At 73.9% G+C, this 12056-nt stretch carries 10 protein-coding genes; 8 read left to right on the forward strand and 2 right to left on the reverse strand.

What is annotated here, in order from left to right; genetic code table 11:
• Positions 1-222: 222 nt before the first annotated feature.
• Positions 223-1428, forward strand: a complete 1206-nt coding sequence (locus ABZY57_RS29715; RefSeq protein WP_356517149.1) for a ParB N-terminal domain-containing protein — start codon at positions 223-225, stop codon at positions 1426-1428.
• 16 nt (positions 1429-1444) lie between these two features.
• Here the strand turns inward: ABZY57_RS29715 and ABZY57_RS29720 are convergent, their stop codons facing one another.
• Complete coding sequence (locus ABZY57_RS29720; RefSeq protein ID WP_356517151.1) at positions 1445-2305, reverse strand: AraC family transcriptional regulator; 861 nt, start codon at positions 2303-2305, stop codon at positions 1445-1447.
• 220 nt (positions 2306-2525) lie between these two features.
• Here ABZY57_RS29720 and ABZY57_RS29725 point away from each other — a divergent pair, with 220 nt between their 5' ends.
• The 7 genes from ABZY57_RS29725 to ABZY57_RS29755 all read left to right on the forward strand — a co-directional run bounded on the left by ABZY57_RS29725 (position 2526) and on the right by ABZY57_RS29755 (position 10464).
• Entirely contained in the window at positions 2526-2855 is a 330-nt protein-coding gene (locus ABZY57_RS29725) for a 4Fe-4S dicluster-binding protein (protein ID WP_356517153.1), read from the forward strand.
• Positions 2852-4777 carry a hypothetical protein gene (locus tag ABZY57_RS29730; RefSeq protein ID WP_356517155.1) on the forward strand — a complete coding sequence of 642 codons (1926 nt, stop codon included), beginning with the start codon at positions 2852-2854 and terminating at the stop codon, positions 4775-4777. The genes ABZY57_RS29725 and ABZY57_RS29730 overlap by 4 nt, the downstream gene beginning before the upstream one ends.
• Positions 4778-4814: 37 nt before the next feature.
• Positions 4815-6317 (forward strand): glutamine synthetase family protein, encoded by a 1503-nt coding sequence (locus tag ABZY57_RS29735; RefSeq protein WP_356517157.1) that lies wholly within the window; start codon positions 4815-4817, stop codon positions 6315-6317.
• Between the two features lie 142 nt (positions 6318-6459).
• Positions 6460-7746 carry an adenylosuccinate lyase gene (gene purB / locus ABZY57_RS29740; RefSeq protein WP_356517159.1) on the forward strand — a complete coding sequence of 429 codons (1287 nt, stop codon included), beginning with the start codon at positions 6460-6462 and terminating at the stop codon, positions 7744-7746.
• A 51-nt stretch (positions 7747-7797) separates the two neighbouring features.
• Positions 7798-8406, forward strand: coding sequence for a GNAT family protein (locus tag ABZY57_RS29745; protein WP_356517161.1), 609 nt, complete (start codon positions 7798-7800; stop codon positions 8404-8406).
• The gene (locus ABZY57_RS29750) at positions 8403-9446 is read left to right on the forward strand and encodes a C45 family peptidase (RefSeq protein ID WP_356517163.1); all 1044 of its coding nucleotides are present in this window, start codon (positions 8403-8405) and stop codon (positions 9444-9446) included. The genes ABZY57_RS29745 and ABZY57_RS29750 overlap by 4 nt, the downstream gene beginning before the upstream one ends.
• Before the next feature lie 397 nt (positions 9447-9843).
• Positions 9844-10464: a response regulator transcription factor gene (locus ABZY57_RS29755; protein ID WP_356517165.1), complete on the forward strand. Its 621-nt coding sequence runs from the start codon at positions 9844-9846 to the stop codon at positions 10462-10464.
• 117 nt (positions 10465-10581) lie between these two features.
• On the opposite strand, the gene pcaB is transcribed toward ABZY57_RS29755, so the two are convergent.
• Complete coding sequence (gene pcaB / locus ABZY57_RS29760; RefSeq protein WP_356517167.1) at positions 10582-12015, reverse strand: 3-carboxy-cis,cis-muconate cycloisomerase; 1434 nt, start codon at positions 12013-12015, stop codon at positions 10582-10584.
• Positions 12016-12056 lie beyond the last annotated feature (41 nt).

The following is a 12056-nucleotide window of genomic DNA, read 5'->3' on the forward strand; positions in this document are numbered from 1 at the left end:
ATGCCCCTCCTGAGCCCACAGTCGGGGCCCTCGTCGGCGGTGGCGGGGGTTCCTGATCCCCCCGGGGCGCCCCGCCCCGGCGACATGCCCGCAGCGGGTGTCCGCCGGTCCGGCGGACACCCGCTGTCCTGCGTTTCCAGGAAAGGTCCAACTCCCCTCGACTGCAGCTAGAGCCCCTCCTGCGACGCTCGTCGGCAGCGGCAGCAGAGAGGAAGTGAAGGAATGGCTCAGAGCAGCGCGCAGGCCATCTTGATCACGAACACATTCGGCTCCGTCGGGACGGGAAGCGTCGACGCGTCGGCCCGCAGCGAGTTCGATCCGAAGAACCTCGAGCAGCTCCCCGCCTGCGACGTCCTCGTCAACGCCCTGTCGGCGGGCGTCCCTCTGCGCCGGAGCGGCACGGACGCCGCGCACATCCAGCTCCTCGTCGACGCGGCCGGCTCGGCGGAGCTGCCGCCCATTCTGGTCCAGATCGACGGCTACCGCATCATCGACGGCCTGCACCGGCTGGAGGCCGCGAAGCTGCGCGGCGACAGCAGCATCAAGGCGCGCTTCGTCGACTGTTCGAACTCCGAGGCGCTCGTCATCGCCATGACGGCCAACGGCTCGCACGGACTGCCCCTGTCGAAGGCCGACCGCGTGTCCGGAGCCCGGCGCGTCCTGGGTTCCCACCCCGACTGGTCCGACCGCGCGGTCGCCCGCATCACCGGGCTGAGCGCGAAGACGATCGCCTCGATGCGCGAGACGTCGGGTGAGGGAACACCGCTCGACGGCAAGCGCATCGGCCGGGACGGCAGGCGACGCCCCGTGGGCCCGGGCGAGGGCCGGCGGCGGGCCGCCGAGTACATCGCCGCGCACCCGGACGCCCCGCTCCGTCAGGTCGCCCGGGAGACCGACGTGTCGCTCGGCACGGTCCACGACGTGAGCGCCCGGCTACGGCGCGGCGAGAGCCCCGAGCGCAGCGCCTGCCGGACACCCGACGCGGCGCCGCAGGCCCTGCGGTCCGTCCACCCCGTCCATCCCGCCCACCCCGTGCGGTCCGTCCGGCCGGCGGGGGAACCGTCGCGGCCCGCCCCGGCGGTTCCCGGCGGCGCGGATGCCGGTGGCGCGGCCCCGGTGCCCCTGCGGGTGGCACCGAGCCCGGGCAGCGCGCCGCAGCGCAGGAACCGCACCGACGAGATTCCGGCCTGGACGACGGTGGCGGCGAAGATGGCCGCCGATCCCACCATCCGCTACACCGCGGGGGGCCGGGAGTTCCTCCGCTGGATGCAGTTGCACGCCGCCGAGCCGGACGACGGCTGGCGGGAGCTGATCGACGCCGTTCCGGCCCACTGGCTCGGCGTCATCGCCCCGATCGCCGAACGCATCGGCAAGGAATGGAGCCTGCTCGCCGAGGGGCTCAAGACCAAGCAGGACATGATGCCGTGAACTGCGGGCACGCCCGTCACGGCACCGGTGCCGAGGACACCAGCCGGAGGTGGCCCGCGGCCCGGCGCTGGTCGTCGGCGCCCTGAAGCGGGCCGGTGGAGGGACAGCCGGGGGGCGGCACGAAGGTGACCGGGGGCACGAGCTCGGGCAGCGCCAGCAGGACCGGCGGATCGGTCGGCCGGCTCGGGCGCAGCCGCACCGCCGCGCTCGTGACGCCGTCGGCGGTCACCGTCACGGGCATCACGCCGCGCCCCCCGACGAGCGGGGTCCGGTGGGCCGTCCGGTCGGGCCCGAGGCTGTCGGCCACCGCCACCGCGAGCAGGTACCAGTTCCCCTCGGGGACGTTCTCCAGGGAGTAGCAGGACGGCCTGCCGCTCGGTACGTCGAAGAGGGCCGAGGCGGCACACGGGTGCTGGACGACCGGCGTGGCGAAGGCACCCAGGAACACGCGCGCGTTCCCGTGGCCCCCGGGCAGAGCGACGGTTCCGCCGACCGCGCCCTGTCCCTGCTGCGGGACGGGGGGGACGGGCTCCGTCGCCGGCAGGCCGTCGCCCCCGTCCCGCGCCAGCCGGCGGAACCGGCTGGGGGACACTCCGACGCTGGCCGTGAAGTAGTTCGTGAACGAGCCGGGGCTGTTGTACCCGACCGCGTAGGAGACCTCGGTGATGCTCATCGAGGTCTCCCCGATCAGCCGCTTGGCCTCGTGGATGCGGACCGCGGCCAGGAACCTGCCGGGGGTGAGACCGGTCTCCTCCTTGAACAGTCGCGTGAGATAGAACCGGCTGAGCAGCGCGCTCTCCGCGATCCGTGCAAGGGCCAGAGGCTCACCGTAGTGCTCCCGAATGCACTCGATGGCCCTTTCTACTGCCGTATCCATGCGCACCTCACAGCGTGTAGGTCGCTGCAGCCTGCCGGGTGCACATCGCGCTCAGCTCGAGTGGCGCTAGCGATCCGGAGCCGCCGGCTCCACTCCCGGCGTCGATGTGCCGCTCCAGCACGCCCCGACCGGGGGTCAGGAGTGGGTCGAGAGGAACCCCTGATGCTCGGAGCGTCCGTTCGAGCCGTCATCGACACGACGTCTAAGGGGTTTCATGCCCGTGGAAAACAACGCTTCGTCAGATGTGCCGTCCGGGCGGGACCTGCGGATCGCCACGCGCAGCCGCGCAGGCAACTGGACCAAGCCCCCGCGCCGCATCGAGACGTCCGAGTGCATCACCTGCGACACCTGCCTGCGCAGCTGTCCGGAACAATTCGGCGCGATCTTCGACCGCGGGCTCGACGTCGTGATCATCCCCGAGCTCTGCTCGGGCTGCCCCGTCTGCGTCCTGGAGTGCCCGGTCGACTGCATCTACGTCGACGAGGACTGGACGCCCACCGACGACGCGATGTGGAGCCACATCGCACTCACCGGGGAAGGTGCCGCATGACCGCGCCCGTGGACCGTGAAGGCTCCCGCAGAGCCGCCAACTCCCGCAAGCGCCAGAGCCGGCGGCCCAGCCGCCTGGGCCTGGCGGCCGGCGCCACGCCCAAACCGGACCGGGTGCGCGAGGAGGACGCCGGCTTCCCCGGGCTGCTGGCCCGGGTGTGGCGCAAGGCCTCGGCCGCCGCCGACCTGCGCGCGGCCCTGGACACCCTGCTCACGCTCGACGGCCACGTGCCCGCGGACGTCCAGGAGGGCGGACTGCGCACCGCGGACGCCGCCGCGCTGAAGGTCGTCGCCGGCCTGTCCGCAGACGCCCGGGAAACGGCCGGGGCCGCCGCGGACCCCGCGGAGCCCACCGTGTTCCTCGGTGAGATCGGCCTGACCACCGGCGGCCGGGTCGTCGTCCGCGTCCCCTCCCAGCAGCCGCTCGCCAGGCAGCACAAGCTGGTCGCCGGCGTGCTCCGGGTTCCGTGGACGCAGCGGCACCTGGACGACTACCGCCGCGAGGTGACGGCGGTTCAGGAGCGGTTCGACCGCTACGCGGCCGACAGCCGCCGCTGGCTGGCGGAGCAGGGCCGCGAGGGTCGCCAGGCGCTGCTGGCGCAGCTGACCGAGGCCGCGCAGCGCACCGCCCCGTTCATGCTCTACATCGAGGACAAGCAGTACACGAACTTCCGCGACACCAACACGGTCGTGGGCAAGACGCTGTGGCCGGGCCACCCGGACTGCGTGTTCGGCAGCCTGGGCGGCGTGCCGCTGGAGCTGTGGTCGGACCACGACGCCCTGCTGGTCGTGGGCATCAGCCTGCTCATCCGCTCGGCCGGGTACGGCCGCATCGAAGAGGCCAACGGCTCGCAGCTCACCCCGGACAACGTGGCCCGGCTGCTGGAGCACACCCGCCGCAACTACAACCGGGCCCTGGGCGGGGAGCGGATCCCCGCGGCCGGCCCCGACGCCGGCATCGACGCGCTGATGGCCCTGGCCACGGCGCTGGGCGCGCACCGCCCCGAGGTGACCCGCACCGTCCAGCTGTACCGCGAGATCCACGGCGCCCTGATCCACAAGGTGGAGAAGGTCGCGGCCCCGTACGGCGAGGTGGCCGCGGACCGGGACCGGCAGGTCACCGAACACCTGCACGCCACGCTGCCCGTGGTCGGCGACCGGCTGGCCGAGCTGCGGCTCGCCGACGACGCCGACCCGGCCTGGCTGGCCCGGCCCTGCGGCGAGTTCGGCACCGGTCTGGAGGCGGTCGTGTACGAGGCGGTCGCCGCCACCACCGCCGCGTTCAAGGCCGACTTCTCGATGAGCCGCGGCATCCGGTCGCTGCCGGAGCTGGTCCGCGCGCTGCGCGCGGAGGCCTGGGACGAGATCAGCTCCTGGGGCATCACGGACTTCTTCTGCTGTGTGGTCCCCGCGCAGGAGGCCCGGCGGCACTACGGCGACTCGCTCGCCACGCTCGCCGACACCGCCTGGGCGATGTCCTCGCGCATGCAGTACAACTCCTGGCACTTCATCGCGGGCAACCTGCCGCGGACCCAGAAGGTCCTGGAGCGCGACCACTTCGTGCCGCCGACCGTCCCCGACATCGCCCACTTCTCCGACCAGCACCACCACGGGCACGTCAACAACATGGTGCGCTTCACGATCCGCAGCCCCCAGTCGGTCGAGGTGTGCGGCCGGCCCTTCAACGGGTTCATGGACCTGCGCATCGTCCGCGCCGACGGCGACCCGTACACCGAGCAGGAGATGCTCGCGGCGCACCAGGTGGCCGCCTTCATCGCCCGGATGACGCAGCAGGCGGCCGCGCTCGCCGAGCAGGGGGAGCAGGCCGAGGTCACGGCCTTCGACTCGGCCTGGCACTGGAGGTCCGTCACCGGCACCCCGGTCGAGGCGGCCGGCCCCCTGACCGCCTCCGTCGCCTCCTGACGCCCCCGTCGACCTTCTCGAAAGGACGCTCCCCGTCATGTTTTCCAGGTCATGGTCGGCCCCTGCCACGGAGGGCAGCGTCGGGAGCCCCGCCTTCGTCGCCGAGCACGGGCTGTGGGACGACGCCCGGCTGGCGGCCGCCGAGCGGATCGAGGCGGGGCTGGGCGACATCGACCTCGTCCGTCTGGTGTGGGGCGACCCGCACGGCCTGGTGCGCTCCAAGACGCTGACCGCCCGCAGCTTCGGCGGGGTGCTGCGCAACGGCATGAACTACAGCCCCGGCCCGTTCCTGAAGGACACCGCCTGCACCACGGCGGTGGACTACCGGGGCGAGCACGGCACCGGCGTCGACGAGATCGCGGGCCTCGGCAACTTCGTGCTGGTGCCCGACCCGCTGACCTTCCTGGTGCTGCCCGGCGAGGGGGCGCGTACGGCCTGGGTGATCGGCGACGAGTACCTGCGCGACGGCCGCCCCCACCCGCTGTCCTCGCGGCACGTGCTGCACCGGGTACTGGACCGCTACGCCGGCCGCGGGCTGACGCCCGTACTCGGCCTGGAGGTCGAGTGGTACCTGGCGCGCCGCCTGGACGACGAGCCGGGCAACGAGGGCAACGGCTTCGGCCTGCAGGGCCCGGCCCCGCGGGTGGCCGCGATGAACGCGGGCTACCAGTTCAACCTGGACGCCGCGTACGACACGATCGCCCCGGTCACCGACCCGCTGGCCCTCGCCCTGCTCGGCCTGGGGCTGCCGGTGCGGTCGATGGAGCACGAGATGGGCCCCGGTCAGGTGGAGACCACCTTCGACCCCATGTCGGCGCTGGACACGGCGGACGCGATGCTGTTCTTCCGCGTCTTCACCAAACGCTGGTGCGCGGCCCGGGGTCTGCACGCCTCCTTCATGTCGCAGCCGGCGATCGCCGGGGCGGACCCGAGCGGCTGGCACCTGAACCAGTCCGTCCTGGAGACCGCCACCGGCCGCAACGTCTTCAGCGCCGAGGGCCTTTCGGCGGGGCTCTCCCCCACGAGCAAGGCGTACGCCGAGGGCCTGCAGGACTGGCTGCGCGACCTGTTCCTGCTGTCGGTGCCCACGGTCAACGGCTACCAGCGCCTGGGCACGCAGCACGCCCTGTCCCCGACCCGGGTGGGCCTGAGCCTGGAGTCGCGCACGGCCATGCTGCGCGTGGTCGGCTCCGGGGCCGGCGCGCACATCGAGAACCGCATCGGCGAGCCGAGCGCGAACCCGTACCTGAACATCGCCGCCCAGCTCTTCGCCGGCCTCAGCGGCCTCGACGGGCTCGCCGGCGGCCCGGCCGACGGGCCCCGCGAGGGCTCGGACACCGTCCCGCAGTCCCTGCGCGAGGCCTTGGAGGCCTTCCGCACCGGGCGCGCGGCCACGCTGCTCGGCGACCCGCTGGCCAGCGTCCTCGCCAAGCTCAAGGAGAGCGAAGTGCGCCGCTACGAGGCCTGGGCGCTGGGTGCGTCCCCGGTGCCCGGCCAGGTCACCGAGTGGGAGCAGCGCGAGTACTTCGCGGCCTTCTGACCCCGCTCGGCGCAGCTCGGCACAGCTCGGCACAGCTCCGCCACGACGGCCGGCCCCGCGCCGCCGCCGTCCGCCGGGCCGGACTCCCTCACCGGCCCGCCCGCCCGTGCTCCACCGTTCCTCCCTCCGACGAAGGCCCGTGATGATCCCTCGTTTCACGCTCCCCGAGATGGCAGCGCTCCTCTCGGACGAATTCCGCTACGAGACCTACGTACGCGTCGAGATCCTCGCCACCGAGGCCCAGGTCAAGCTGGGCCGGGTGCCCGCGGAGGTGCTCGACGACATGCGCCGGGCGCCCGTCCCGACGCCGGAGAAGGTCCTCGAGATCCAGCGGCAGCGCGACCACGAGGTGCTCTCCTTCCTGGCCGCCTACTGCGAGGACATGCCCGAGTCCTCGGCCCGCTGGGTGCACGTCGGCATGACCAGCTACGACCTGGTCGACACCGCCCTCGGGCACATCCTGGCCCGGGCCTGCGACGTGCTGATCGCCGCCGTGAAGCGGCTGCGCAAGGTCCTCACCGACCGGGCCGCCGAGCACTGGGACACCCCGACCGTGGGCCGCACCCACGGCATCCACGCCGAGCCCACCACCTTCGGCCACAAGCTCGGCGGCTTCGCCTTCGCCATCGACCGCTCGCTGGCGCGCCTGGAGGCCGCCCGCGAAGCCGTCGCCGTGGGCACGGTCTCGGGCTCCGTCGGCACGTACGCGCTGATCGACCCGGCCGTGGAGAGTTACGTCTGCCAGGAGCTGGGCCTGGGCATCGAGCCCTGCCCCAGCCAGGTCGTCGCCCGCGACCGGCACGCCCAGCTCATCCAGGCCGTCGCCCTGCTCGGCGCCTGCGTCGAGCAGATCGCCCTGGAGTTCAGGCTGCTGCAGCGGACCGAGGTCCGCGAGGTCGAGGAGCGCCGCACCTCCGCCTACCAGGGCTCCAGCGCCATGCCGCACAAGGCCAACCCGTCCGGCAGCGAGATGCTGGTCGGCCTGGCCCGACTGCTGCGCGGGTACGCCACCACGGTGCTGGAGGACGTCGCGCTGTGGCACGAGCGGGACATCGCCCACCAGGCGGTGGAGAAGGTCGTGCTGCCCGACGCGCTGACCGTGGCGCACTTCCAGGTCACCAGGGCCGCGGACATGGTCGAGAACCTGCACGTGGACACCGGGCGGATGCGGGCCGGCATCGACCACACCAACGGCCTCGTGTGGAGCTCGTCCGTGCTGGTGGAGCTCCTGGAGCGGGGCGTGGAGCGGGAGCGGGCCTACCGCGCCGTCCAGGCCGCCGCCCGGCGCACCGCCGAGCAGGGCGAGAACTTCGCCGACGCGCTGCGCGCGGAGGGCATCGAGACGGCCCCCCGCCGCCCCGAGGACTTCCTCGTCAACCACCACGTCATCCACCACCGGCTGGAGGAGCTGCGCGAGCAGGCGGGCTGAACCGCCGGGCGACCGCACTCCCCCACCCCACCCCACCACTGGAGTCAGATCATGAGCTGGGCCGAAAACGCCGCCACCTTCCTGAAGAACGACCACGTCATGCTGACCCCGCTCAGCGCGCCCGACCGCGAGGACATCCGCGCCGTCGCCATGGACCCCGACATCTGGCGCTACTTCACCGTCAACGTCGGCGACGACGCGGACTTCGAGAAGTTCTTCGACTCGAACCTCGCCGAGCACACGGCCCGCCGCCGCGCCGTGTACGTGATCCGGGATCGGCAGAGCGGCCGGGTCGCGGGCAGCATGAGCCTGCTGAGCTTCGCCGAGAAGGACCGCCGCCTGGAGATCGGGGCCTCCTGGCTGGGCCGCGACTTCCGGGGCAAGGGCATCAACCACTGGGCGAAGCTGCTGCTGCTCCAGCACTCCTTCGAGGTGCTGGAGGCCGAGCGCGTGGAGTTCAAGACGGACGAGCTCAACGTCCAGGCCCGCAGGGGCCTGCGCAACATCGGCGCCACCGAGGAGGGCACCCTGCGCTCCTTCAACTACATGCCGGGCGGACGCCGCCGCGACGCAGTCTTCTACAGCATCCTGCGCGCCGAGTGGCCGCAGGTGCGCAGCGCCCTCTCCCAGGGCCCGAAGAAGGCGGCTGCCGCCGCATGAGCGTCGCGTACGTCAAGGCCGTCGGCACCCCCTTCGAACTGGGCCGCGCCCACGGAGAGGCACTCGCCGGCCCGTTGCGCGCCTTCCTCCGCGACGGCATGGCGCGGCTCGACCACCTGGCCGACGGCCCGCTGACGCTCACGGGACTGCTGCCGTCGATCTCCGCGTACCGCTCGGAGATCACGGCGGCGGTCCCGGACCTGGCCGCCGAGGTGGAGGGGCTGGCGGCCGGGGCCGGGATCTCCGAGGACCAGGCCTGGCTGCTGCAGCTGCGCCGCGAGGTGATGGGGTACGCCGGCATGCCGAGCGCCGGGGACTGCACGGGGTACGCGCGCACCTGGCCGGCGGGCCGGCCGGTGCTGGCGCAGACGGTGGACCTCAACGCGTACGTCGACAGCCACATCGCCGTGCTGTCGCTGGCCCGGGCGGGGGCGTCGCGCCGGGTGACGGTGCTCAGCTTCGCGGGCATGCTCGGCTACCTGGGCATGAACAGCGACGGGCTGGCCATCGGGGTGAACCTGACGACCGACGGCCAGTGGCGGCCGAGCCTCACCCCCTACCTGGCCATCCGCCACCTGCTGGACGGTGCCGGGAGCGTGGACGAGGCCCTGGAGATGCTGGCCGGGCTCACCCTGTCCAGCTCGCGCAACCTCATGCTGTGCGACCGGCGGCGCGCGGTGTACGCGGAGGTGTGCGGGACCGAGCTGCGGGTGACCGAACCCGCCTCGCGGGAGGCCGTGCACACCAACCACTTCCTGCACGAGGACTTCACCCCGCTCGACCGGCAGTCGGCCCCCGACCGCGTCAACTCCGACGCGCGAATGGAGGCCGTGACGAAGGGACTGACCCGCATCGGCCCGGTGGCCACGGTGGAGAGGCACTTCTCGGTGCTGTCCCGGCCGCCGGTGTGCATCGCCGACCACGGGATCTACAGCCTGGAGAGGACGGTGGCCTCCGTGGTCATGCTGCCCGGGGTCGGCGAGATGCACCTGCGGGCCGGCGACCCGAACCACGCCGTCACCGAGGTGTTCCCGGTCTAGGCCGCGTCAGGACCGGTGGGCGTCCGGGCGGACCCTGGACCGGCCCTGCAGCAGGATTCGACCGCGGACCGCTAGCGTCGGCGCGGGAGACGGCCGAACCGGTCCGGTCCCGCCACTACCCCCCGGGGGAGGCATGAGTCAGGTTCAGGCGCAGGCACTGCCGGAGCACCAGACGTCCGCTCCGCACCCCGAGCACGACGGGCCGCGGGCCCGCGCGCTGGTACAGCCGCGGCCGCCGCGCCCCGGATCCCCCGGCGTGTGGCCGCCCGGCCAGATGGGGCCGGGCCAGCGGAGTTCCGTCCAGGGCGTGCCCGGAGCGGGCGGGTCCGCCCCCCGGCCGGCGCCCGCGGTCTCCGGCCGGCGCATCCTGGTCGTGGGCGCCGACGCCGGCGACGGGCTGTCGCACCACCTGCGCCGGCACGGCCACACCTGTACCAGGGCGGCCCACGGCGGCGCGGCCCTGCAGGCCTACGGCAGCGCCGACCTCGTCCTGCTCGACCTCGAACTGCCGGACCTGGACGGGCTGGAGGTGTGCCGGGCGATCCGGTCGGTCAGCCGGGTGCCGCTCATCATCGTCACCTCCCGCGAGTCCGAGATCGACTGCGTGCTCGGCCTCCAGGCGGGCGCGGACGACTACGTCACCCGGCCCTTCGGGATCCGCGAGCTGATGGCCCGGATCGAGGCCGTCATGCGCCGCACGCAGTGGCAGCCGGCGGCCGCCGCGGGCCCGGCCCAGGAGATCCGGCACGGCCGGCTGCGCATCGAGGTCGGCTCCCGCGAGGTGACCGTCGACGACGTGCCGGTCACCCTCACGCGCAAGGAGTTCGACCTGCTGTGCCTGCTGGCGCAGCATCCCGACACCGTCGTCCCGCGCAGGGAGCTGCTCCAGCAGGTGTGGGGCAACTCCTGGTCGCGCCGCACCGTGGACACCCACGTCAGCAGCGTTCGGGGGAAGTTGGGCGACCCCGCGTGGATCGTCACCGTCCGCGGCGTCGGCTTCCGCCTCGGCACCGTCTGACGCCTCGGCGCCGCCTGACCCCGCGGCGCCGTCCATGGCTGCGGCGCCGTCCGGAGACCCCGCCCCCGCGCCCGTGGGTCGGATGACCGACGCGCCGGGACACGGCGCGCGGGCCACCTAGGCGTCGGCGTGGACGCGGCCGGCGGCCAGCGCCCGGTCGACCAGCGGCCCGGCCGCGCCGGTGTATCCGGCCGGGTCGAGCAGCGCGGTCAGCTCCGCGGGCGTGAACACCCCCCGCAGCGCGTCGGACTCCGCCAGTACGGCGGCCAGCGGGCGGGCCGTCTCGGCCGCCCGCAGCGACGCCCGCGTCAGCAGTTCCTTCGCGGCCGCCTTGCCCAGCCTGGGGGCGAGCACCGCGCTGACCCGCTCGGAGACGAGCTGACCGCCGGTGGCCTCCAGGTTGACCGCCATCCGCTCGGGGCACACGGTGAGCCCGCGGACCAGTTCCACGGCGGTGTGCGCGGCCCCGCCGGTCAGCCGCAGCGCCTCGCGCAGCGGCTGCCACTCGGCGTGCCAGACCCCCGCCGACCGCTCGTCCTCGTGCGGCAGGCACTGCGCGAGGACGGCGGCCAGCGCCGGGACCTGGAGGGCGGCGGAGCGGATCAGCGTCGACAGCACGGGGTTGCGCTTGTGCGGCATCGCGGAGGAGGCGCCCCGCCCGGCCACCGCCGGCTCGGCCACCTCCCCGATCTCGGTGCGGGCGAGCACCAGGACGTCGGCGGCGATCTTCCCCAGTGCTCCGGCGGTGTGCGCGAGGGCAGCGCCCAGGTCGGCGACCGGCGTGCGCAGCGCGTGCCAGGGGAGCACGGGTGCGGCCAGCCCGGTCTCGTCCGCGAAGGCGGCCACCAGTTCGTCCAGGACGGTCGCCGGGTCGGCGTCGTCGCCCGCGAACTGGAGGTAGCCGGCCAGCGTGCCGGCCGCGCCGCCCAGGGAGACCGGCAGGCCGCCCTCGGACAGCCGCTCCAGCCGCTCGGCGGATTCCAGGACCAACTGGCGCCAGCCCGCCGCCTTCAGCCCGAACGTGGTGGGTACGGCGTGCAGGGCGAGGGTGCGCCCCGCCATCACCGTGTCCCGGTGGTCGGCCGCCAGGGCGGCGAGGGCGTCGGCCACCGCCCTGAGGTCCGCGGCGATCAGCCGCAGGGCCCGGGTCGCCACCAGCATCGCGCCGGTGTCGAAGACGTCCTGGCTGGTGGAGCCGCGGTGCACGTACTCGGCCGCTTCCGGCGAGCGGGCCGCGACCCGTGCGGTGAGCGCCGCGACCAGGGCCACCACCGGATTGGCGGTCTCCCGCGAGGCCAGCGCCAGTTCCCGGGTGTCGAAGTTCGAGGCCCGGGCGGCGGCGGTGATCACGGCGGCCGCCGCGGGCGGGACCGTGCCGCAACGTGCCTGGGCGCGGGCCAGCGCGGCCTCGGCGTCGAGCATCGCCTGGACCCAGGCGTCGTCGGCGACGGCGGCCTCGACGGGCGTGCCGGCCCGGGCCCGGGACAGCAGCCCCGTGTGCGGGGCGACGATGTGGGCCGCGGTCCAGGCGCGTGGAGCAGGGCCGGGCACACGCCAGGGACGCCGCCCAGGCCACCGAGGAGCCGGCCGAG

The organism is Streptomyces sp. NPDC006450 (assembly GCF_040612195.1).
GTDB lineage: Bacteria > Actinomycetota > Actinomycetes > Streptomycetales > Streptomycetaceae > Streptomyces.